At 41.8% G+C, this 22854-nt stretch carries 17 protein-coding genes, 1 tRNA gene and 3 pseudogenes; 7 read left to right on the top strand and 14 right to left on the bottom strand.

Annotation, left to right across the window (positions count from 1 at the left end; genetic code table 11):
* The first annotated feature begins 237 nt into the window (after window positions 1-237).
* The gene (locus V7K79_RS12500) at window positions 238-669 is read left to right on the top strand and encodes a hypothetical protein (protein ID WP_335048027.1); all 432 of its coding nucleotides are present in this window, start codon (window positions 238-240) and stop codon (window positions 667-669) included.
* A gap of 35 nt (window positions 670-704) precedes the next feature.
* On the opposite strand, the gene V7K79_RS12495 is transcribed toward V7K79_RS12500, so the two are convergent.
* The 6 genes and pseudogenes from V7K79_RS12495 to petB all read right to left on the bottom strand — a co-directional run bounded on the left by V7K79_RS12495 (window position 705) and on the right by petB (window position 5697).
* Window positions 705-1076, bottom strand: a complete 372-nt coding sequence (locus V7K79_RS12495) for a hypothetical protein (protein ID WP_335048025.1) — start codon at window positions 1074-1076, stop codon at window positions 705-707.
* Between the two features lie 85 nt (window positions 1077-1161).
* Window positions 1162-2343 (bottom strand): glycosyltransferase family 4 protein, encoded by a 1182-nt coding sequence (locus tag V7K79_RS12490; protein ID WP_335048023.1) that lies wholly within the window; start codon window positions 2341-2343, stop codon window positions 1162-1164.
* A gap of 55 nt (window positions 2344-2398) precedes the next feature.
* Window positions 2399-2794: pseudogene (locus V7K79_RS12485) on the bottom strand (GDP-mannose 4,6-dehydratase); the annotation flags it as partial.
* A 474-nt stretch (window positions 2795-3268) separates the two neighbouring features.
* The gene (locus V7K79_RS12480) at window positions 3269-3712 is read right to left on the bottom strand and encodes an ATP-binding protein (RefSeq protein ID WP_335048021.1); all 444 of its coding nucleotides are present in this window, start codon (window positions 3710-3712) and stop codon (window positions 3269-3271) included.
* A gap of 602 nt (window positions 3713-4314) precedes the next feature.
* A complete protein-coding gene (gene petD, locus V7K79_RS12475) occupies window positions 4315-4797 on the bottom strand; it encodes a cytochrome b6-f complex subunit IV (RefSeq protein WP_335048020.1) in 483 nt (160 codons plus the stop codon).
* Window positions 4798-5049: 252 nt separating this feature from the next.
* The gene (gene petB, locus V7K79_RS12470; RefSeq protein WP_335048018.1) at window positions 5050-5697 is read right to left on the bottom strand and encodes a cytochrome b6; all 648 of its coding nucleotides are present in this window, start codon (window positions 5695-5697) and stop codon (window positions 5050-5052) included.
* Window positions 5698-6090: 393 nt separating this feature from the next.
* Between petB and ctpA the strand changes: the two genes are divergently transcribed.
* Complete coding sequence (gene ctpA, locus V7K79_RS12465) at window positions 6091-7335, top strand: carboxyl-terminal processing protease CtpA (RefSeq protein ID WP_335048016.1); 1245 nt, start codon at window positions 6091-6093, stop codon at window positions 7333-7335.
* Between the two features lie 74 nt (window positions 7336-7409).
* Here the strand turns inward: ctpA and V7K79_RS12460 are convergent, their stop codons facing one another.
* Window positions 7410-13703 carry an ATP-binding sensor histidine kinase gene (locus V7K79_RS12460; protein WP_335048013.1) on the bottom strand — a complete coding sequence of 2098 codons (6294 nt, stop codon included), beginning with the start codon at window positions 13701-13703 and terminating at the stop codon, window positions 7410-7412.
* Between the two features lie 227 nt (window positions 13704-13930).
* On the opposite strand from V7K79_RS12460, the pseudogene V7K79_RS12455 reads away from it, so the two are divergent.
* A pseudogene (locus V7K79_RS12455) lies at window positions 13931-14058 on the top strand (transposase); the annotation flags it as partial.
* A 128-nt stretch (window positions 14059-14186) separates the two neighbouring features.
* Here the strand turns inward: V7K79_RS12455 and ylqF are convergent.
* The 5 genes and pseudogenes from ylqF to V7K79_RS12430 form a co-directional block, all read right to left on the bottom strand.
* Window positions 14187-15068, bottom strand: coding sequence for a ribosome biogenesis GTPase YlqF (gene ylqF / locus V7K79_RS12450; RefSeq protein WP_335048010.1), 882 nt, complete (start codon window positions 15066-15068; stop codon window positions 14187-14189).
* 59 nt (window positions 15069-15127) lie between these two features.
* Window positions 15128-15511, bottom strand: a complete 384-nt coding sequence (locus V7K79_RS12445) for a VOC family protein (protein WP_335048008.1) — start codon at window positions 15509-15511, stop codon at window positions 15128-15130.
* Window positions 15512-15542: 31 nt separating this feature from the next.
* Window positions 15543-15929: pseudogene (locus V7K79_RS12440) on the bottom strand (DUF3370 family protein); the annotation flags it as partial.
* Between the two features lie 74 nt (window positions 15930-16003).
* Window positions 16004-16076: transfer RNA gene (locus tag V7K79_RS12435), tRNA-Arg, on the bottom strand.
* A gap of 44 nt (window positions 16077-16120) precedes the next feature.
* A complete protein-coding gene (locus tag V7K79_RS12430) occupies window positions 16121-17308 on the bottom strand; it encodes a murein hydrolase activator EnvC family protein (RefSeq protein ID WP_335048007.1) in 1188 nt (395 codons plus the stop codon).
* Between the two features lie 146 nt (window positions 17309-17454).
* Here V7K79_RS12430 and V7K79_RS12425 point away from each other — a divergent pair, with 146 nt between their 5' ends.
* Window positions 17455-17691, top strand: coding sequence for a hypothetical protein (locus V7K79_RS12425; protein WP_335048005.1), 237 nt, complete (start codon window positions 17455-17457; stop codon window positions 17689-17691).
* Between the two features lie 409 nt (window positions 17692-18100).
* The gene (locus V7K79_RS12420; RefSeq protein WP_335048003.1) at window positions 18101-18745 is read left to right on the top strand and encodes a DUF4439 domain-containing protein; all 645 of its coding nucleotides are present in this window, start codon (window positions 18101-18103) and stop codon (window positions 18743-18745) included.
* Window positions 18746-18817: 72 nt separating this feature from the next.
* Here V7K79_RS12420 and trmFO read toward each other — a convergent pair whose 3' ends face one another.
* Window positions 18818-20134: an FADH(2)-oxidizing methylenetetrahydrofolate--tRNA-(uracil(54)-C(5))-methyltransferase TrmFO gene (gene trmFO / locus V7K79_RS12415; RefSeq protein ID WP_335048001.1), complete on the bottom strand. Its 1317-nt coding sequence runs from the start codon at window positions 20132-20134 to the stop codon at window positions 18818-18820.
* A 132-nt stretch (window positions 20135-20266) separates the two neighbouring features.
* The gene (locus V7K79_RS12410; protein WP_335047999.1) at window positions 20267-20419 is read right to left on the bottom strand and encodes a hypothetical protein; all 153 of its coding nucleotides are present in this window, start codon (window positions 20417-20419) and stop codon (window positions 20267-20269) included.
* A gap of 106 nt (window positions 20420-20525) precedes the next feature.
* Here V7K79_RS12410 and V7K79_RS12405 point away from each other — a divergent pair, with 106 nt between their 5' ends.
* On the top strand, window positions 20526-20774 hold the full coding sequence (locus V7K79_RS12405; RefSeq protein ID WP_335047997.1) for a hypothetical protein: 249 nt from the start codon (window positions 20526-20528) through the stop codon (window positions 20772-20774).
* Between the two features lie 443 nt (window positions 20775-21217).
* Window positions 21218-22498 (top strand): ribulose bisphosphate carboxylase small subunit, encoded by a 1281-nt coding sequence (locus V7K79_RS12400; RefSeq protein WP_335048126.1) that lies wholly within the window; start codon window positions 21218-21220, stop codon window positions 22496-22498.
* The last annotated feature ends 356 nt before the right edge of the window (window positions 22499-22854 follow it).

Below are 22854 nucleotides of genomic sequence, written 5' to 3'. Positions count from 1 at the left end.
GTGAGTGCAAGACCTTTCTAGACAGGGAAAAATTATGTTTTTTTGTTGCTTTCCAAACATCAATTTTAGAGACGTTGCAATGCAACATCTCTACAGATATACACCTATTAAATCTTCACAAATAATCTTTAACGAACTGGTATTACTTTATACGGTGTTCTTTGGAACTAAAACAGATTGCTGTCGTCTATATAAATCAACAATATTGCTCTAAAAAAATCTGGAGCATTAATTAAAATGAAGACGTTTAGGCTACTTGCAATTATTCCCACAGCTTTGGCTATGAGTTTGGTTTTCACTGAGGCTAATTTAGCACAGACACCAACAATCCAAATTAATCGAAATTCCCAACCAGATCCATTGATTTTGAACGGAAAGTCTGGAGGAACTGTCAAAAGTAATTGTGGCAATATTACCACTGAACCTAGTCAAGTTATCCAAGTTACAGAGTCACTACCTTATTTACGATTAACAGTAGAGAGTCAAGGAAAGCCAACACTGCTGATCGATGGGCCTGGAGGGCGATTTTGTGTACTAGCAGATAGTTACTCTGGAGGGAAGTCAGAACTTTCTGGTTATTGGCAGGCAGGAAAATACTTGCTGCATGTGGGCGAACTATCCCCGCAACAGTATACTTACAGCCTCTCAATCTCGCAAAAAAATAAATAATCATTAGTCATTAGCAAAGGACAAATGACTAATGACTATTCTTCCAGTGATTTAGCGGGAACTTCGACAGCAGTGACATCAATTGTGCCTTCTGGTGTGAAGCGCTGAAAATGATTATGTTGTACTAACAGTAATTCCTTACAGTTAGGACATTGTAACTGACTGTTATTTAAACCTGTAAATTCATATCCACAAACGGGACATTGATCGGCAACCAAGTTGCGTTGCAGCCACCAACGAAAGCCAAAAAAAGCCACAGTAGGTGCCAACAACAGCAACCCAAAAATAATTAGCAATGAATTAACTAACCAACCCAAGCCCACTGATGCCAGCAACCAAACAAGTGCCAGCAGGGTGAGCCAAGGGCGGAGATTTAAAAGATTCAATTGAAATGACTTAAAGCTCATTTTTAATAAATTTCGTCCTGCTCTCCTTATAGGATAGCGATTTTAGTCATTAGTTATTGAGTCATTAATTGTTTGTCATTTGGACTCAAATGGACTTTGTTACTGAGGATAGGAGCATTTTTTGTAAGTGCTGTTGAAAGGCATTTAGGCCAAACATAGCGATCGCCTGTTCTCGTAGCCACTCTCCATTACATCGCTGGTTATCCCCTTGAAGCATTTCTATGCAAGCTGTTGCTACAGCATCAGGATTGCGGTGTGGTACTCGCCATCCCAGTTTACCATCCTGCAAGGGGTCAGCGGAACCATCGTCGTCACCGGATAGTACAGGCACTCCACAAGCCATTGCCTCTAGATAAACTATGCCGAAGCCTTCTTGCGAAGGCATAATATAGGCATCAGCAAGGCGATAATGTTCCATTAACTCTTCTGTGGCAACGAAACCAGCAAAGACAACGCGATCGCTCACACCTAAATATGCAGCAAGTTGAGCTAATCGCGGTTGGTCATCGCCGCGACCAATTACCAAATATTTCACTTTTGGAAAAATCTGAGCGATTTGTGGTAGTGCCCGAATGGTAACATCTACACCTTTATAAATATCTCCTGACCATAATCGCGCTACCGTCATTAACACTTTCGCACCAGTTAAGCCATACTTCTGGACTAATTCTGGTTGTTTGGAACCAGGAGTAAATTTGTCCGCATCAATTGCACAAGGCAGCATCTGTAGCATTTTTGGGTTTAGACTATTGGCAATACAAGCGCGATCGCGGCTGTAGCGACTAATTGTCCAAATTCTATCTGCTGATGTCAGGGCGCGACGTTCCTGATTTTTCAACGGTTCCCAGACTTCTTTGCCGTAAGTTAGCACTGTGTAAGGAATCCCTAAGGGCTGGCAAAGTGTTTGAATTAATACTGCTAAGTTAATGTGACCGCAGAAAACTTGCTGCGGACGGCTCTGCAACAGACACTTCAGTAAAGCCGCTGCCATTTGCAATCTCCCCAAATAGGGAGACTGATTTTTAAAGTAATGAAATCTTAAGTTCTCGTCTTCAAACGGATTTAAGCTATCAGCACTATCTCGCAGTAAAAAAACTTCTGCCTTATAGTCTTGGCTCAATCCCAGATAGGCGCGAAAAATATCTTTTATATACGATTGAATACCACCTTCGTGAGCAAAAATTTCTAAAAACACGAAGACATGGTTAGTTTTTTTGTTAACTTTATCACCTAAATTTAGGTTTTTTGTCACTGTAGTGATTTGCATCTTAAATTATTTACACTCGTGGTGAGGGTGCGATGCCTGGGGCAAAAACTTCATCCTACGCACCGCTTTGTAATCGCTCCAAATCTGTTTTTACCATTTTTTCTAAAAGTTCTTCAAAGCTTACTTGGGGTTCCCAGCCGAGGTTTCTTTTCACTTTGCTGGGGTTAGCTACTAGTTGAAAATGCTCATCTTGTCGCAAAAAACTAGTATTTAATACTACATAATTCGTCCAATTCAATCCCACAGACTCAAAGGCTGTGGCAACTAAATCTCTAACACTATGTAGTTTACCAGTGCCAATCACATATTCTTCTGGCTGATCAATTTGCAACATTAGCCACATGGCCTCTACATAATCACCTGCAAAGCCCCAATCACATTTTGCATCAAGATTACCCATTTCTAAAGTGTCAGTTAAACCCAATTTGATTGATATAGCCGCTAAAGAAACATTAAGACTCTCAGCACTGCTGACAAATCTTAACAAGGGAGTTGGTGCAACTCGAATGTTATTTGTACTATATTCACTAATTCTTTTTATACAAAAAATTTATTTGATATTTTACAAAAAAATCATAATAAATAAGCAATTTCACGGAAAAAACATATTACTTCTATTCAAATAATATTGAAGAAAGAGTACACTTTTATCAATCAAATAACTATGTATTTCAATAAAAACTACTTTTTTTCAAAGGAATGGCTCAATTTTTGAGCAAAGTTTTTGTTAGCTTAGTGATGACTATAGGAGAAGTTTTATTTTCTGACTCTTAAGTACAATCGAGCTAGCAAGAGAGTGTTTTAGAGAAGACAAGTCCTCGTATTTTGTTGTCGGTATTCCTTCTCTACACTCCGCCTGCGCTCACAAGCCAAAATCGACATCAGAAGTATTCATTACCTTCCTTTGTCCTTGACTATTTCACTGTTACTTTTGTGCTTCTACAGAGTATTTGACAATGAGCAGGCAATTTCTACCATCCGCACCACGTTCGTATACAACCCGGTCAGCCAACCGCCGGAGGAGAAACCATCCATACCCACCGACTTGCAGAGTACCTGGGGCTGGCTCTGCGATCGCATCAGGATTAAAAGGTTTTCCGTAATCCCAAATTCTAATCTCTAGTCGGTCAATCCACAGATGAACGTTAATCTCAATGGTTGTTTCCGGGGGTAAAGCATGATGAGCGTGACGAACAGCGTTGGTAAAACCTTCTGCTAATGCTAAATTGAGGCGATCGAGTTGGGTTTTTGACCAGCCAAGTTGAGACAAGTGTTGCAGACAAAATTGCTCAAACCATTCTTGCACCTGGTTTAAGAGCCTGAGTTCGCTCTTAACCCTCAGATGGTCTTGCTGCACTATACTAAGCATTAACTGTGAGTTGAATATAAGTAAACCCAAGTTGCTAGTTATTAAATTCTGCGCTGTTCGCAAAATTTCTCTCGCCTCAAAAAATCTAAATTGACATATTCTGTGTACCAAAATACAAAACATGAATGATTTTGGCAGATGAAGATTATAACTAGCAACTTACGTTAAGTAAGTAAGAAATGTTTGTATTTGTTGACTTTTGATGATTTGAAATTTTGGAATAGCTTTTCCATCCAAAACTTCAAATCTTAAATACAATCTGAACAATTGAAGAAGAATTCAGAATTCAATCAATGAAAAATACTCTGCGGGGTCTTGCTACAGACCCATGACCACTAAAAAAAGTGTATTTAGTGTAGGAATTAAACTCATTTATTCAGACGCTATCTACGAGACGCTGTGCGTAAATTGCTTACCCGTAGTATACGCGGACTTGCTTTAGTGGCGTTATCCGCTTTTTCATTCAGAATTTAATTCTGAATTTTGGCTTCTGACTCCTGAATTCTTTCCTGTTAAAATTGACGCCTGTTGATTGTTTTCAAAAGCACATCTGCATCTGCTCTTGAAACTCACAGGCGTCAAAGCACTTTCTGGTGACTAATTTAGAATAGTCCCAAGGTCAAAGATTTATCCAATGGCAAAGCAGCACCAATACCCAGCCACAGGGTGACAAGAGTACCAACGAGGAATACTGTGGTTGCAACTGGACGGCGGAAGGGGTTTTGGAACTTATTCACGTTCTCAATAAAGGGAACGAGGATTAAACCTACTGGTACAGAACCCATTGCTAACACTCCTAAAAGTTTATTAGGAAGCGATCGCAAAATTTGGAAGACTGGATACAAATACCACTCTGGCAAAATTTCCAATGGTGTAGCGAAAGGATTTGCTGGTTCGCCAGTCATTGCAGGATCTAGCACGGCTAGAGCTACAATTGCAGCGAAGGAACCCATGATCACAATTGGAAAGACGTAAAGTAGGTCATTAGGCCAAGCTGGTTCACCGTAGTAGTTGTGACCCATGCCTCTAGCAAGTTTGGCTCTTAACTGAGGATCACTCAGGTCAGGTTTTTTTTGTGTTGACATTTTGAAATGTGTTCTCCTGCTTAAGTTAAATTAAAGCATTTGTGAAAGCTATCGGCTACTAGGCAACCAATAGGCGGCATTTAGTGTCTATTTCCGGTCAGCCGCCTAGAGTTTCATCGACAGCTTTCGGCTTCAGATACAAGTATTTGTTTTTTGGAACTTATGTGCAATTAACTTCTTGTGTTTCATCAGTTTAAAACAAACAACTCGATCTGAAAACTGACGAATGTTGCTTTTCGCTAATAACTGAGATTACAAAGGTCCGGAAATGCCTTGCTTGCGGATCATCAAGAAGTGAAACAGCATGAAGACTGCAATTAACCAAGGTAGTACAAATGTGTGTGCGCTGTAGTAACGAGTTAGTGTTGCTTGACCAACACTCGAACCGCCGCGCAGTAGGTCGGAAATCAAAACACCAACTACAGGAATTGCTTCTGGTACGCCGCTAACGATTTTTACAGCCCAATAGCCAACTTGATCCCAAGGTAGGGAATAGCCAGTGACTCCAAAGGAAACGGTGATCACAGCCAAGATAACACCACTTATCCAAGTCAATTCGCGGGGCTTTTTGAAACCACCGGTTAGGTAAATCCGGAAGACGTGCAAAATCATCATCAGCACCATCATGCTGGCAGACCAGCGATGGATAGAGCGAATTAGCCAACCGAAGTTTACTTCGTTCATGATGTATTCCACTGAGGAGAAAGCTTCAGTGACTGTTGGCCTGTAGTAGAACGTCATGGCAAATCCAGTGGCAAACTGGATGAGAAAGCAAACCAGGGTAATTCCACCCAGGCAGTAAAAGATATTGACGTGAGGAGGGACGTACTTGCTAGTAACGTCTTCGGCGAGTGCCTGAATCTCCAGGCGTTCCTCAAACCAGTCGGAAACGTTGGTCATACAATCTCAAGTTCCTAAGAATCGGTTGCGGTTGATAAATCCCGAAGTTCTGAATCGTCAGACTTCTCTCCCAACTAGTAATTTTGGGATTTTAGTAAAGGGGAGTTTTTTTGGAAAGCTTTTCAGCTTTTGGCGTGCTAATAGATTTCAGAAACTTTACACTCTGTAAAGATGGAATATATTGCGATTTCTTTACGCCCTACACACAAAATGGTGGACACAAAGTAGATTTTATCCTTTGGTGAGTGGATACGAGGCATCAGTTGACTGAACAACTTGATGAGAAAAATGCACCACTTCTATAAAAAAAGTAACATAATCGAGAGATAGATTTCATCAACAACAGAGGAAGTGGGCATTATCTAGGCAATTTGGGTTGAGGTGGAATTGATAATGGGGTTCATGAACAAACAAGTCTTTCGAGTTGGATTTTCATTGTTAATGGCGTTTTGCTTGGCGTTGGGTACGCTTACTCAGTCGGCGGTGGCTTTGACTGGGGAACAAAAGCTGGTTTCGGAAGTTTGGCGAATTGTTAATCGTACTTATCTAGATGAGACCTTTAATCATCAAAACTGGGCGGCTGTGCGGCAAAAGGTTCTGGAGAAGCCACTAGCAGACTCAAATGCCACTTACACGGCAATTGGGAAGATGCTTAAAAGCCTCGACGATCCTTTTACTCGTTTTTTAGATCCAGAACAGTACCGCAGCTTGCAGGTTAATACTTCTGGGGAACTGACTGGAGTAGGATTGCAAATTGCCCTAAATCCTGAGAATGGGAAGTTGGAAGTAGTGGCTCCTATCGCCGGTTCACCGGCAGATAAAGCGGGGATTAAACCACGCGATCGCATTCTCAAAATTGAAGGCGTTTCCACAGAAAATCTCACCCTTGATGAAGCTGCAACCAAAATGCGCGGGCCAAGTGGCAGCCTTGTGACTCTCTCGATCGAACGGGACGGAGAGGCAGAAACGGAAATTAGATTGACACGCGATCGCATTGCTCTTAACCCTGTGGTTTCAGATTTGCGTGTTTCTGCTGAGGGTACACCCATTGGCTACGTAAGTCTTACACAATTTAATGCCAACGCTTCAATGGAATTGGCACACGCTATTTCTAGTCTAGAAAAAAAAGGCGCTGCTGCCTACATTCTAGATTTACGAAATAATCCTGGAGGTTTATTGCAATCAGGAATTGAAATCGCCCGTTTGTGGTTAGACTCTGGGATTATCGTTTACACTGTTAACCGACAAGGCATTCAGGGTAGTTTTGAAGCCCTTGGCCCAGCCCTGACGAAAGATCCTCTGGTGATTTTGGTAAATCAAGGAACTGCTAGTGCCAGTGAAATTCTTGCTGGCGCACTTCAAGATAACCATCGTGCCCAGTTGGTAGGCGAAACTACCTTTGGCAAAGGTTTAATTCAATCCTTGTTTGAATTATCAGATGGTTCAGGCTTGGCAGTGACAATTGCTAAGTATGAAACTCCTGAACACCGAGATATTAACAAACTAGGTATTAAGCCAGATAAAGTTATTTCCCAACCAGCTATTAACCGCGAACAGATTGGCACAAAAGCGGATCTGCAATATCAAGCAGCAGTCGAACTTTTGGTGAAAAATTCGCTGGTGGTAGGGAAAGCTTGAAAAAAAAGACAAGGAAACAAATCAGATGGGGATTCAGACTCCATCTGATACCAGAATTAACAAATAAGATTTAGTTACGCCGATAACGGTAGCTGAATCTTGAATTCAGTTCCTTTGCCAAGTTGAGAATTCACCGCGATCGCTCCGCCGTGTTTTTCTACAATGATTTGACGAGCGATCGCCAATCCTAATCCTGTGCCTTTACCGACAGCTTTTGTCGTAAATAAATGGTCAAATATTTTTTGTTTTAACTCTTCATCTATACCCTTGGCATTATCGGCGATTGTAATTCTAACTAGATTATTTTCTCCTGTAGTTGTAATTGTAATACAGTTTGGATTTGCTTTAATTTCATTAAAACTTCGGCCAATATTTGATTCCTCTAAGGCATCAATCGCATTCGCTAAGATATTCATAAATACTTGATTTAATTGTCCAGGGAAACACTCAACTTGAGGTAAAGTGCTGTATTCAGTTATTACTTCAATTGCTGGACGTTGCTCGTTAGCCTTGAGACGATGTTTCAAAATTAAAATCGTGCTGTCAATGCCTTGGTGAATATTAAACGGTACTTTATAATCTTTATCGGCACGTGAGAAAGTTCGTAAACTGGTGCTGATATTTTTCAGGCGATCGCACGCCATTGACATGGCATCAATCATCTTGGGTAAATCTTCTAAGCTATAATCCAAGTCAATTTCTTCGGCATGATCTTTGATTTCATCATTCACATTGGGCAAGCTTGATTGATAAAGTTTTAAATGTTCAATTACATCAGTAAGGGTAGGTTTAGCTTGTTTGAGACTGGCAGCAATAAAACCAAGAGGATTATTCATTTCATGAGCGACACCAGCAACTAAGTTGCCTAGTGCAGACATTTTCTCACTTTGCACCATTTGTAATTGGGCGTTTTGCAGATCGGTTAGCACTTGTTGTAAGTCAAGTGATTTTTGCTGTAAGGCAAGTTCAGCTTGTTTGCGCTCGCTAATATCTCGCATCACAACTACTGCACCGAGTTTATCACCCGAAGCATCGGAGATCGCTTGTCCGCTAGCTAACAAAATTCTCCTAGAACCATGCTTTGGTGCAATTACCATTTCGGCATTTTCAACGATTTCTCCTTGCAAGGCGCGAAACAAAGGAATTTCCGTTTTTAATAAGGGTGTTTGACCATCTGGTTGATAAAGTGAGAAGTATTCTGCCCATTGTTCTGCTGGTAATGATTCTACTGGTAGACCATGAAATTCACGAGTTGCTTTGTTAAATAGAGTCAATTTGCCAGTACTATCACAAACAACAATCCCATCGGTAATATTGTGAATGATCGCATTTAAGAACTCTCGTTCTTTAGCTAGAGATGCTTGTGCCTGTTTTCGTTCGCTAATATCAATCACCACCCCATCCCAGATGATTGCGCCATCGGCTTGTCGCTCTGGGCGAGAAGCAGATTGAATCCATTTCTCGGTTCCTGAAGGCAGGATAATCCGCCATTCTTGCTCAAAGGGCGTGAGATATTGGGCAGAGTAGGCGATCGCTTGGGCAATAGCTGGGCGATCGTCAAAATGATTCACATCATAAAGGTTATGCGTCCCTGCCATCACCAACTCTGGCTCTAACCCATACAAATCCAAACAGCCAGAACTAACGTAGGGTGTTGAAGTTGAACCGTCGGCCGCCAGACAAAATTGGTACACCATCCCAGGAATATTATTCGCCAAATTTTGGAAGCGGGTTTCACTAGCCTGTAATTTTGCTAGAGATTGTGTTAACTGTTGAGCATAGTTCTGGGAATTTCGATAAAGTTGGGCATTTTCCAGAGAAATTGCAGCTTGAGCGCAAAGTAAGTTTAGTAGTTCGACGCGATCGCTTGTAAAGGCTTTGGTTACTAAGTTATTTTCCAGATACAAAATGCCTAGCAACTTACCCTGATGCAAAATCGGGCTACACAAGATACTTTTGGGCTGCTGTTGTTGAATATACAAGTCATTAATTAATTGAGGATGCACCCTAGCATCAATAATCACTGTTGGTTGTAAGCTGCGTTTGACGGTATTAATTAAACCAACTGGCACATTAGATGAGTCTTCAACAGACTGTGGGTTGAGCAACATTGGGTAAAAATCGATTTTGGCAGCCTGGTTCTGTACACTGTCTAAGGAAAGCTGTGCTAATGCCTGAATTAGCAAACGATCTGATTCCAAAAGCATGAACACACACTTATTGGCTCCCGCATTTTCAATGACGATATGCAGCAAAGCTGAGAGCAGTTTTTCGAGTTCGATTTCCCCTGAGATAGTTTGATAAGCTTTGAGAATGGCAGCTAAATCTAAAGCAACAGAGACACTGCTACTGCTGGAAGTGGCGGAACTGGTGGATGTGACACTCCCCAATGTAAAGATAGTTTCGTGAGTGGAAAGGGGAGAACGAATTTGCTCAAGGATGGGAGCAAGGAGTTGCGGATAGCACCGTTCTAAGTCGGCGACTTTGGCTTTAGCGCCCCAACGAGCATAGCCATAGTAAGCTTCAATTATGTATTCCTCAGCTATGCGCTGCTTGCCCCAGTCGAGGTAAAATTTGGCGGCTAGTTCGTTGGCAAGTGCTTCTTCTTGGGTGTAGCCGTGTTCTTTAGCAAGAGCAATGGCGCGATCGTATAATTCTATTGCCTCTGATTTATGTCCCAGAACCCGATATCGTTCTGCTTCAACCAAATAAAACTTGTGTAAATGATTGGCTGGAATATAGCTAGCCCAAGTTTTGAGCTTTTGCTGATTTTTGCTCACCCGCTCAAGAATGTGTAGTTGTTCTGTTGCACAAACTTGGGAATAGATTGCCAGATAAGCCAGAGAATCATAAGTGTGGAAGATTGGAACCACAAATAATCCGATGACACTGCCTAGATAATTTTCAGTTGCGATCGCAGCTTCCACTGCAAGTTCAAACTTCCCAAACAAATAACTGAGAAAAAGTTTACTCACATAGAAATAGTACAGCGCAGTTTGATCGCCTGAGTGCTGGAGAACTGGCAACATTTGTTCTTGATTGAAAGCCTTACCAACCAATTGCCATACTTGGGCACAATCACTGTTTAAATTCAAAACCCCCTGCTGAAAAATCTTCAGTTGGTTGAGAAGTCCTTCTTGTTTTAGTTGAGTGAGTTGAAGGTAGAAGGCATCACTCTCCCGACTTAACTCCCCCAGTTCTTTACCAACAAACAAAGAGTGCATGACGTAAACGACTGCACAAATGGTAGCTGATTCTAAATCTCCCGTTTCTAGTCCAACTTGATAGCCTTCCCGGAAAAGTGCTAAGGTGTTCCTAAGCGGCTCCTTCCAATGCAATACACTACAGCATACTCCCACATAGGTTCTGGCTTTCAACTTTTTGGCATTAAAATGTTCGAGTAATTTGAGTGCCAGTTGTCCAAACTGATAGCCGCATTCAATGTCTCCTACCGCCCCACAAAGCAACAGTCCATAGTAGGCATAACCATTTGTAGAGTCTGAGGTATTGCCATAATGAACAGATAAATTTACTTGCTCAAGGATAATAAATGGTAAGAGTGTTGGAGCGGCAACAAAGGCAGAAGAAGAGACACCTACAAGAATCCGCATAGCGGCTAATTTGTCTAACTCTGTCATCTGATCTAGAGCGATTAAATCTGGCGGTTGCCTTTCAGCTAAGATAGATTTGGTTACTTTGAGCGCCGATGCAATATCTGATTCGATGGGTTGCTTAGGAAAATGGATTCCTAACTGCTCTAAAATCTTGAGAGCAAGCTCCACGCCTTGTAAAAATTGATGTTGAGCTTGAGCGGCTTGAATTTGGATTTCATAGACTTTAACGGTATCCAATAAGGTTCTAGCATTTTCCAAAATGACTGCTGAAAATTGTGCTAGCGGCTCAAAGTTGCCACTTAGGTAAGCTGCTTTGGTGGCAGTTTCATAAAGTGTCAAGGTTAGTTCATATTCTGTTTGCCATCGATCTTGTGCAAGCATTGCAATACCGATAGTGGCATACTCAAATGCGGCGGCGTATGCTGTTGCAGCTATTGCTTTTTGTGCAGCTTGTAAATTGAGTTGAGCGAGTTCTATTTTCTGAGATGGATCGACAATTAAGCTATTTCCTATATTCAGTTGATTAACAATCTCAAATAGTTTTTTATCTTGTTCTGCGGCTGGCGTATGATTCAGCAAAAGTTGCCCAATTTTCAGGTGAGTGACCTGTTTTTGCTGGTTGGCAATGAGAGAGTAGGCTGCTTGCTGAACGCGATCGTGCAAGAATTTGTAAACTGTCATTTGTCCTCTGGCATTTGTCATTTGCAAATGATCGATGACTAATGACGAATCTTGATAAAACTTGTAAACCTCATTGATGGGAACGATCAATCCTTCTTGCAATGCTTTCCACAAGTCTGAGGCAGTTTCCATCTGCGACTTTTCAGAGACGATCGCCAACGTCGCTAAATCGAACTGATTACCGATACAGGCTGCTAGTTTCAAAATATTTTGAGTGATGTTGGGCAACTTCTGAAGCTGTTGTGCCATAAATTCCACCACATCATCGGTGAGAGCAAGCGATCGCACTTGCGCTACATCACACTGCCAGTAACCTGCTTTTGAATCAAAGGTAATCAACTTATCCTCATGTAGCACTTTCAAAAACTGAGTCGTGAAAAAGGGATTACCTTTAGCTTTTTGATAAACTAACTCTGTCAACGGCAAAGCTTGGCTGGTTGCACAACTAAGGGAGTCGGCGATTAAAAAATTCACATCTGCTTGACTCAAAGGAAATAGAGTCAGAGTGTTGACGCAAGAAGATGCCTTTTTGATTTCATCTAGAGTCAACATCAGGGAATGAGCTGCAAACACCTCGTTATCGCGGTATGCGCCAATAATGAATAGATAGCCGCGATTACTCTCGGCCATCAACAGCTTCAGCAAATTGAGTGATGCCAAATCTGCCCACTGCAAATCATCCAGAAATATTACCAACGGATGCTCTTTTGTCGCGAACACCTGAATGAACTGTTGGAACAGCAGATTGAAACGGTTCTGGGCCGCACTACTTGAAAGTTCAGCGATCGCAGGCTGTTTGCCGATCATCTGCTCCAGTTCAGGAATCACCTCGATCAGAAGTTGCCCGTTCTCACCAACTGCCGCTAAAATCTTGCTCTGCCATTGCTTTAATTGAGTATCGCTTTCACTAAGCAACTGTCCCATGAGGTCACGAAAGGCTTGGACAAAAGCAGATAGAGGAATATTTCGATTAAACTGGTCATACTTACCTTTGATGAAGTAGCCGTTCCACTGAACGATCGGCTTATGCACTTCATTAACAACTGCGGTTTTGCCAATGCCAGAGAAACCTGCCACCAGCATCAGTTGGGAGTCACCATTAGCAACATGACCAAATGCTTCTAGCAACGTCTGTACTTCCGATTCGCGTCCGTAGAGTTTTTCCGAAATGAGAAAGCGATCGCTAATATCTCGCTGTCCCAAATCAAACCAGTTGTGTTTGCCTGTTTCTCGCCACTGTTCTAAGCAGGTAACAAGGTCATGTTTAAGTCCTAGCGCACTTTGATAGCGGTTTTCGGCGTTCTTCGCCATCAGTTTGCGGATAATCTCGCCCAGCATCGACGGCAATTTGGGATTGAAATCACAAACGCAAGGTGGAAGTTTCGCAATGTGGTAATGCACTAACTCCATCGGTTCCTGGGAGTCAAAGGGCAGTTGTCCACTCAGTAATTCAAAGAAAGTCACACCTAAAGAATAGAAGTCACTGCGGTAATCAATGCCTCTGTTCATCCGTCCGGTTTGCTCTGGCGACAAATAGGCTAACGTTCCCTCCAATCCATTGAGGCTCTGGATTTCCTGGGTTTCTCGTGGTAAAAGCGAAGCAATACTAAAGTCAATCAGCTTGATTTGTTTGGTGTCAGGGTGAATCAAGATGTTGGCTGGCTTAATATCTTTGTGAATGACGCGCTGTTGATGTAACTGGTGTAAAGTGTCTAGCAGTTGCAGAGCAATGGGTAGGAATTGCTCTAATGTCAGTGTTTTTCCTTGAGGAAATTGCCGCAGGGAAACACCACCAAAGTCTTCCATGACTAGGGCATAACCATTGTGATAGGCTTCCAGGCTGTAGGGTTTGATAATGCCAGGAATATCTAAGTTTTTAGCGATCGCATATTGGTTGCGAAACTGTACTAATTCGCTAAAAGTTGGGTATTCTCGTTTTAAGAGCTTGATGACAACTGGTAGGCGATCGCATTCTTGAATTGCCTGATATACTTGAGTACGAGAACCTGAATAAAGTTGCTTAATGATTTGGTAGCCAGCAATCTTTAAAGTTCCATCAACTTTTGCGCTCATAAATTTTGACGAAAATTTATTTATACTAGTGTTATAATTCCCACTACCATATATTGGTTAACAAACGTTAGAAAAGTTACATTGGATATGGGGCACTAGTACCGCAAGGCGGAAGTCAAAAGTTAAAAATCTTTCATTTTGGGCTTTCTGGCTGTAATAAAATAGTAGGTTTATTTCTGCCGCATTGTACTAGAGGCAAAGAGTAGGAATGCAAAGCATCTTCATAAGGAATCAACAACAAACTTAAGCTGATTAAACGCTCTGGTTATAGATTTAGAAATTTTGAAAACTTTAGAGTTAATGTTTCCTAAATTGGTCTTATCGGACTCACATTTTATTTCTGAAATACACGTAGGATAGCCAGCCGCTCAAGTCGGGAAACTGGATTTCTACTCAGCACGGCCTAAACCTTAGCTATCCGCTAACAGCACTTTGCTATATTATGTAGACAATTTGCAGAGTTTTTACTCTTTGAATTTAGATTTAATTGGGTGGTAATTCTAAACTCATTTCACCCAATGATCCCTTGCGAAAATCTGTTAGAAGTTGCCTTGCAGCTCGCTCTATATCACCTTTGTAACGATGTTCTGCTAAGGCGTGCAAATAAGTATCCCCGGTCTCTGATGTCGAATCAAGTTGGTAGCGAGACTGTAATGGTTTTTTTGGTAATAAATCTGCGGCTACAGCTTCTAAATAGTTGAGTAAATCCACTAGAGCTGCTGCTACTAGCTGATTATCGTAAGATGCTTCACCAATATCATCACAAATAGCTAATTTCAAGGCTGCATCTTGGTCTTCTAATCTTAGAGGGATGACACCAGGAGCATCTAGCAATTCTAAATGTTCAGAAATTCGCACCCAGCGTAGTTGGCGAGTTACTCCAGGACGGGCTGCACTTTCCACGACTCGCTTTCCCAACAGGCGGTTAATTAAAGCTGATTTACCAACATTAGGAAAACCAATCACCACAGCCCGCACTGGACGGGGTAACATGCCGCGATCGCTTCTTCTTTGATTGAGTTCTACCCCAGCGGCTTGCGCTGCCCGCGCCACTTCTGCGATACCTTTACCATGTTGAGCGTTGGTAAAATAAGGGATTTCTCCTTGACGTTTAAACCAATCGCTCCACAGCGATCGCATTTGCGGCGTAATCATATCTACTCGGTTAAGTATCAATACCCGTGTTTTACCCTCCACCCACTCACCTATTTGGGGATGGTGAGTTGCTAAAGGAATCCGAGCATCTCGTACCTCAAACACCACATCTACGCGCTTTAGCTGTTCTTTGAGCTTCTTTTCAGCTTTCGCAATGTGACCTGGATACCATTGAATCAGGTTTAATCTATAGTTTTGAGTTATAGCCATTTGTCCTTTGTCCTTTGTCCTTTATTATTTGTCCTTTGTAAATTACCAATGACAAATGACTAATGACTCCCTTTAGGAGCTTGATGTAAAATCAGACGGTTGCCATCAGTGTCATAGGCATAAATTTCTCTGCCGTGAGAAGCAATGAAAATGTCTCCTGGTGCAGGATAGCCCAAAGCAGTTAGGTGAGCGATCGCATCTTCTAAATTACTCACCTCTAAACACAAACTTATCTTACTTTTGGCAATCGCTTCAAATTCCGATTCGTTTGTGTTCTTGGGTTTAAAAATACCTAAACGCATACTAACCAAATTAAACTCAGCATAGACATTCGGAATCAAAATAACTGGCTTTTGCTCCAGAAATCTAGTATAGAAATTCACTAACTCCTCAGAATTAACCGATGCTATGGTGACAAATGCGTTAGTGTATTGGAAAACCATATAAGCCTTAAGTTATTTGATTTTTTTGAGATCACTTTTCTAAAGTTCTTACACTCAGCACTTGCAGTGGTGTCGAATCTGGCGGATAAATCACATCTACCTGTACTATCCGCTTAGTCGAAGGTGGAAGTACAAGCTGTACCAACGGTTCTAACACCTGACCAGTTCTGTGCCATAGATGTATGTAACGCGTCTTTTGTTCACCTTGGTCATCAAAATAGCGTAGCCGCACTGTACCACGGAAGAAAGGAAAATTTAGGGATGGTTTACGGAAACGCAGACCGCCTTGGGATAATTTATCTTCCTTCAAAGGAGTTTCTAAAGTAACAGTCACAGTCTGGTCTTGGTTAGTATTGTTGCTTAAGGGTAAAGTGAGTTTATATTCCACTCCATAATTACCATCTGCTTGTACAGACGTAGCAGTGCTACGTCTGTACTCGTTACTTTAAGCCGAGGCACTGTTTTTGTGACAAATAATTAATATACGGGTAACGAGCGCGGAGGGATTTGAACCCCCGACCCACAGAACCGGAATCTGTTGCTCTATCCACTGAGCTACGCGCCCTTATTTTACAAAATCATAGCACGTCTGTGATCGGATTTCCAGCTTTAAAGATAATTAGCTGGGTCTACAGGTGTACCATTGCGACGAACTTCAAAGTGGAGATGGGGGCCAGTTGAGAAACCTGTGGAACCAACAGCAGCGATCGCTTGTCCGCGTTCAACTGCTTGTCCTTCGGAAACATACAACTCGCTGGTATGACCGTAGAGTGTAGTCATGCCATTACCGTGGTCGATAATTACCGCTCTGCCATAACCACCATACCAGCCAGCAAAAATTACTGTTCCGGAATCGGCTGCCCGAATTTTACTACCATAGCTAGCAGCAAAATCTAACCCGGCATGAAAGCGACGATAGCCAAGAATAGGGTGTATCCGCCAGCCGAAGGGACTGCTAGTAGGAGCATCGCTAGGATATGCCATTATACCAGTTCCCCGAATGATGATACCTGTTCGGCTGTTGGTTTTTGCTTGGGCTTCTGCTACCTTTTGTTGAATCAAGACTTCTAGATTCTTGGATTCTCTTTCTAGCTGATTTTGCGCTTCTTCCAAGGCGAGGCGATCGCTATTCAGGCGTTGAATCAATTCTGATTGTGATTGCGCTTGGGTTTGATAATCAGCTTTTTGTGCCAACAATTGCTCGCGAATTAAGCCAATTTCGTTTTTTTGCTGTTCTACTTCTGTTTTTTGTTTATCGATGGAGCGTGCTTGGGTGTTGAGTTTTGCTAAAATTTGTTGGTCTGCCTGAAACACTAACTTCAACTGATGACGACGGCTGAAAAAGTCGCTGATATTTTCACTTTCAAGCAAAACCGCCCATCCAGCAAAAGCAGGCGATCGCTGAAGGTAACGCAATCGTGCTACTGTTGCTATTTGCCGCTCCTGATATGAACGTTCTGCCACACCTAAATCAGCTTCTAACTGCTGGAGGCGTTGGGTAGCGAGTTGTAATCGTGATTCGCTCTCTAAAAGATAGCTATCTGTAGTTTGCAGATTTTGCTTTAAACCAGTGAGGTGTTTTTCGGCCTCTTGTTGGAGATTATTTAAGCGATCGCGATCGTTAAGCACACTCTGACGCTGCTGGTTCATTTGTTGCTGCTGTTGTTGCAGAGTATCAATAGACCCTGTAGACGTTGCCTGGGCTGGAATTAATGCCAAACAAATCCACAAAATACAGCAAAATGCAATAGATAAACAGCAATAAATCTGCTTTTTTTCTAGAAATCGCCCTCTCATAGTGCGAACCTAATCAAAAGGATACTTTCAAACACTATGAGGATTATTCCCAAAATCTAATTCACCTACACCAACACATTATTAAATTGCTCTGCCAAGTTGTAACACAAGGATTCCAGCTATGTCAGCATTGAGCAGGTATGTAAGTGAGTGAGATGTATGAACGCACGTATAGCAATTCTCTTAATTACCTTGGTTTTCCAGGTTTGGCAGTGGTGGGAGTATCGTTGTATTGGTTTAATCTTGATTATGCAGCACCGATTAAAGCTGAAAAGTATGTGGAAAATTTGGTAAAGGTTGGAAAAGTAAATGATAGACAGTTAGAGTATGCCTATCATCGCACCTACATTCATCGCATCAACGTATTTGCCAATGGTACTTAGGGATTGCTAGAAGCTGTAATTACAGCGCTAGGTACACACGGATTAGTCACTATTAAGATAAGTAAATTAAACGACCATAAATAATACAAAGTTACTTTTATCCCCTTTTCAAAGAAAAGCTAATAATCTGACTAAATGCCTGACTATACTGCGTTTCGTTAAAAATACAAAAATAGTATTTATCCATATCTAGTGTAATTGCTGACACCATTACCAAAATGAGTTACAAATGAGCAGTCATTGACTTGGAAAGTGAACATCTAGTCAAGACACATTAGAACTATTCGTTGGGCAAAATTATTCTTTTCCAAAGGTAATACTTGCAGCCAGGGTTATTCATGCCCTGGCTATTCCCTCATTTTCATATCCGCATTCAAAAAACCGTAATTTCTTTAGGAGACACTAACTCATGGACTATCAAAACCCTTTGAGCAAAAAATCCTCCCGCCGTGGGGTAATAGTGAGTGGAGCAGTTGGTGGTATAGCGACTGCGTTAGGTTTGCCCTTGATTGCCCAGAAGGCTGATGCTCGGACAACAACTGCTGGGCGAAACGATGTAAAAATTCTGAACAATGCTCTTTATTACGAACATCAGGCAATTTGGGCTTATGGTGCTGCTGCTGGCAAACTGACTAATACTGAAGTTGGTAAAGCTGTTTTGGCTTTGGCGCTCCGCAACCAAGCGGATCATAAAAAGCATCGAGATGCTTTAGCAGCTACGATCACCACTTTGGGGGGAACTCCAGTAAAAACAGAGTCTACCTATGATCTTTCATCTTACATCAAAAGGGGTGAGGGGAACTTGGATAGCGATGTGAATATTGCCAAGCTGGCTTTAGCTTTGGAGACTGATGCTGCGATCGCCTATAGCCACGAAATTGCTAAGTTGAAAACTCCAAAATTGATTACTGTCGGGGCAAGTATCGGTTCTACTGAGGCTGCCCATGCTGCGGCTATTCGTGCCACTTTCAAAGCACTTGGAGTAAATCTCGAAATCGTACCAGCGTCTTTTGTTAGCTCTGAGAATCGTGAAGCCTGGGTACTGAAGGTATAGATAGGGAGTGGGGAAGGTGGGGCCCCCTCTGGGGATAAGGGGTAATGGGGAAATCTCAATGCCCCATTCCCATTAATTGTGATTAACTTTCCAGCTTGCCAAATCAGCTAAAGAGCGATCGCGGTAACGTCCATAACGCTCTGGTTTACTTTTTATTTTCATTCCTAAATCGGGAAAAATCCCAAAGTTGGGCGGCATTGGTTGGAAATGTTTGGGGGAAGCGGAACTAATAAATTCTAATAACGCACCGATCATTGTTGTTGGTGGTAAAACCAAAGCTTCTTTACCTAAAGCTAATCGCGCTGCATTAATTCCCGCCAAGCAACCACCCGCAGCCGCAGCAGTGTAACCTTCAGTACCAATCAATTGTCCTGCGGCTAACAATGTTGGACGCTCTTTAAATTGCAAGGTAGGATGCATTAACTGGGGAGCATTAATAAAAGTGTTGCGGTGCATCACCCCCAACCTGACAAACTCTGCCTTTTCCAAACTGGGAATTAACTGAAAAATTCGCTTTTGCTCGCCCCAACGCAGATTAGTTTGAAATCCTACCATGTTCCACAGTTGACCAGCTTTATCTTCTTGTCGTAACTGCACCACAGCATAAGAACGTTCCCCTGTGCGAGTATCTGACAATCCCACTGGCTTCAGGGGGCCGTAGCGCATGGTATCTTCCCCGCGCTGTGCTAGTTCTTCTATGGGTAAACAGGCTTCAAAAAATTTTGCTGTTTCCCGTTCAAAACCCTTGAGTTCTGTTTGTTCCGCCTTACAGAGTTCTTGTTGAAAATGCAAGTACTGCTCTTTATTCATTGGACAGTTGAGATAAGCAGCTTCACCTTTGTCATAACGTGATGCCATAAAAGCAATATCACGATTAATCGATTCTCCGACGATAATCGGACTAGCTGCATCAAAAAAGCTGAGGTATTCCATCCCTGTAAAGCGGTGCAAATCTTCTGCCAAATCAGGACTGGTTAAAGGCCCGGTTGCCAAAACCACAATTCCTTCGGGAATTGCAGACACTTCACCCCGGCGGAATTCAACTAAAGGATGACTCGCTAAAGTTTCAGTTAAATCTTGGCCAAATTGCCCCCTGTCTACGGCTAACGCCCCACCAGCCGGAACGGCGTGTTCATCAGCTTTTGAGATGACGATAGAACTCAGTTGGCGTAACTCTTCGTGCAATAATCCCGTCGCGCGATCGCTTGCCATTGCTCCAAAGGAATTACTACACACTAATTCTGCTAAATGTTCTGTATGATGAGCAGGACTAAATCGCTTTGGACGCATTTCATGCAGAATTACAGGCACTCCAGCTTGCGCTATTTGCCAAGCTGCTTCTGTGCCAGCTAGTCCACCTCCAATTACTTGTATCGGTTGTATTTCCATAGTTAAATTTTTAATCCCTATATTATTAAGTATCCATCAGCGTTACAGAAGTCAAATTCAATAAAAAGTCATGTTAAACCACAACAAGTGCAAATAAAGTATTGGGCCAATTGTAACCTTGAGACTATACTCTCAAGGTTTTTTACAATCAATTTTGCTGTCACGCGAAAAGCCACTATCAACGGTGGGCTTAACATTTTCCAACTGGCACACTGCCAGCAAGTGCGATCGCGTTTTCAGCCCTTGCCTAATTACATTAATCAAAAAATTCGCCAAATTAGTCATCAAACTAGGATATTTTGGATAAATCCTTGATTTCTCATTTTTTTAGGTGATACATTAAATAGGTATTCAATGATTAGTTAACAATGGGTTAATTAGGATGTAATTTATGACTAAAAACAAAATCAAAGATAACGTCGATTTCAATCAAGCTCCAGTTATGTGTATTGAGGAAATAACAGATAATAATGAATTAAAAAGTATATGGGGTGGGGAAACGCCTCCTGATTCAGTACTAAGCACTAAGATTATGGCTGCTCTTGTAAATCGCGGTATTATATTGCCTAACGAGCCTGAAAACGCAAATATATTATCAGAAAATATGTTGTCTGCTTTTAAAGGAGTTTCAGTTAATTAGACGTAGTAGAACAAACGATTTCTATAAGACTCATATTTGATTGCGTGAAAAAAACTCAGTACATCTTTATTCCTTTTTCCCAGTCCCCAGTCTTTACGAGTAATTCAGTCATTAAATCGGATTGCCATATTAATTATAGCGATATGCAACACTAAGACGTGTTTTCAAACACGCTGTATTCTAAAAAATAAGCTAATCTCAGTAATATTGGAATTATTTTAATGGCTTATCAAAGTCATTTGATATTGTAATCAAATATTTGGCACTACCAAATAACAGCAGTTTTCACTCCTTCTATGCTTGGGAGGGCGTTCAACTTTGGCAACAGACAATCAACCCAACAAATGAACAAGTCAGAAGCTTGTCTAAAAGAAAAGCGATCGCTAGCCCCAAAAAAAATTAACATTAACCTTAGAAGTGTTAATTTTTCATCACATAAACTCATGGGTTACTACATCGCTCCCCGCTTTTTGGACAAACTTGCTGTCCATATCACCAAAAACTTCCTGAAGCTTCCCGGCGTAAGAGTTCCCGTGATATTGGGTATTCATGGACGCAAAGGAGAAGGCAAAACATTTCAATGTCAATTAGTCTTCGAGAAAATGGGTATCGAAGTCACTAACATATCTGGTGGCGAATTGGAAAGTCCAGATGCCGGAGATCCAGCGCGGTTGATTCGGTTGCGCTATCGGGAAACAGCAGAACTGATCAAAGTACGCGGCAAAATGTGTGTACTGATGATTAACGATTTAGATGCGGGTGCTGGACGCTTTGATGAAGGGACTCAATATACTGTAAACACGCAGTTGGTAAATGCCACACTGATGAATATTGCTGATAATCCCACAGATGTGCAGTTGCCGGGAAGCTATGATTCCACACCTTTACATCGCGTGCCGATTATTGTCACAGGTAATGATTTTTCCACTCTCTACGCACCCTTAATTCGGGATGGACGGATGGAGAAATTCTACTGGGAACCAGATAGAGATGACAAAGTGGGAATTGTCAAGGGGATTTTTGAACAGGATGGACTATCACAGAAGGAAGTTGAACAGCTAGTTGATACTTTTGTCAACCAGTCCATTGACTTTTTTAGCGCTTTGCGATCGCGCATTTATGACGAACAAATCCGCAACTACATCCATAAAGTAGGTTTTGAGCAGATATCCTCAAGTGTGGTTAACAGCGCTAAAGGCCCACCAGAATTTCAAAAGCCAGATTTCAGGCTGTCTCACTTAATCGAGTCTGGTAACTTCCTGGTTGGCGAACAAAAACGGGTAGAAAATTCCCATTTGGTTGATGATTACAATCGTCTCAATCGAGGTAGAAATTCTCAATCTGCACCACCTGTTGTTGTGACACCAATTAAACCAATTAGTCAACCGTTAAATGGCGCAACTCAAGAAGTAAAAACTAATCAATTCCAGAAACAGGAAGCATCCAGTCCACATTTGACTTTAGATACACAAGCTCAAATTAGGGAATTATTGGCTCAAGGTTACAAAATTAGTGTTGAACACGTAGATGAGCGCCGCTTCCGCACAGGTTCTTGGAAAACTTGTGTTCATAGCCACATTGATGCTGAGACTGATGCCATCTCAAATTTGGAGGCAACTTTGACAGAATATAGTGGTGAGTATGTGCGCTTAGTAGGTATCGATCCTAAAGCCAAGCGGCGAGTGTTGGAGACAATTATTCAGCGTCCAAACGGAAGTAATTAGGGGCAGATAAGCTGTTACGCATTAAAATTGCACATTAACTAGTGTACCCCTCTGGGGAAGCAAGCTACGCGCAGCGTCTTTTTCAGGAGAGGGTTGTCCTTTGTCCTTAGAAACACAAATGACTAATGACAGTCTATACGGAGTTTGTGCAATATATAGGTGCATTAGTTTACAGCAGAATCCGGCAGTTAGGAATCGGAAGTTAAATCGACGGTTAAAAACTGTGTCTACACAGACAAAACCCGCGCGTGCGGGTTTAAAAAAGCTTTATTTTCTATTAGCTCATATCATTTCTGGGTAATTATAGCAGTCGAAGCATAGGTTAAGACTATGTTGATTGCTGAAACCTTTGATAA

Source organism: Nostoc sp., assembly GCF_036917575.1.
Classification (GTDB): Bacteria; Cyanobacteriota; Cyanobacteriia; order Cyanobacteriales; family Nostocaceae; genus Nostoc.
The sequence above is the reverse complement of the archived record's forward strand: the minus strand, read 5'-3'. Positions and strand labels throughout refer to the sequence as shown.

Coding starts and splice junctions, on each gene's coding strand:
- V7K79_RS12460 (WP_335048013.1), bottom strand. CDS start 13,703: ATGAGCGCAAAAGTTGATGGAACTTTAAAGATTGCTGGCTACCAAATC.
- V7K79_RS12480 (WP_335048021.1), bottom strand. CDS start 3,712: ATGCTTAGTATAGTGCAGCAAGACCATCTGAGGGTTAAGAGCGAACTC.
- petB (WP_335048018.1), bottom strand. CDS start 5,697: ATGACCAACGTTTCCGACTGGTTTGAGGAACGCCTGGAGATTCAGGCA.
- V7K79_RS12445 (WP_335048008.1), bottom strand. CDS start 15,511: ATGGTTTTCCAATACACTAACGCATTTGTCACCATAGCATCGGTTAAT.
- petD (WP_335048020.1), bottom strand. CDS start 4,797: ATGTCAACACAAAAAAAACCTGACCTGAGTGATCCTCAGTTAAGAGCC.
- ctpA (WP_335048016.1), top strand. CDS start 6,091: ATGGGGTTCATGAACAAACAAGTCTTTCGAGTTGGATTTTCATTGTTA.
- V7K79_RS12430 (WP_335048007.1), bottom strand. CDS start 17,308: ATGAGAGGGCGATTTCTAGAAAAAAAGCAGATTTATTGCTGTTTATCT.
- ylqF (WP_335048010.1), bottom strand. CDS start 15,068: ATGGCTATAACTCAAAACTATAGATTAAACCTGATTCAATGGTATCCA.
- V7K79_RS12410 (WP_335047999.1), bottom strand. CDS start 20,419: ATGACTAATTTGGCGAATTTTTTGATTAATGTAATTAGGCAAGGGCTG.
- V7K79_RS12405 (WP_335047997.1), top strand. CDS start 20,526: ATGACTAAAAACAAAATCAAAGATAACGTCGATTTCAATCAAGCTCCA.
- V7K79_RS12400 (WP_335048126.1), top strand. CDS start 21,218: ATGGGTTACTACATCGCTCCCCGCTTTTTGGACAAACTTGCTGTCCAT.
- V7K79_RS12420 (WP_335048003.1), top strand. CDS start 18,101: ATGGACTATCAAAACCCTTTGAGCAAAAAATCCTCCCGCCGTGGGGTA.
- V7K79_RS12495 (WP_335048025.1), bottom strand. CDS start 1,076: ATGAGCTTTAAGTCATTTCAATTGAATCTTTTAAATCTCCGCCCTTGG.
- trmFO (WP_335048001.1), bottom strand. CDS start 20,134: ATGGAAATACAACCGATACAAGTAATTGGAGGTGGACTAGCTGGCACA.
- V7K79_RS12500 (WP_335048027.1), top strand. CDS start 238: ATGAAGACGTTTAGGCTACTTGCAATTATTCCCACAGCTTTGGCTATG.
- V7K79_RS12490 (WP_335048023.1), bottom strand. CDS start 2,343: ATGCAAATCACTACAGTGACAAAAAACCTAAATTTAGGTGATAAAGTT.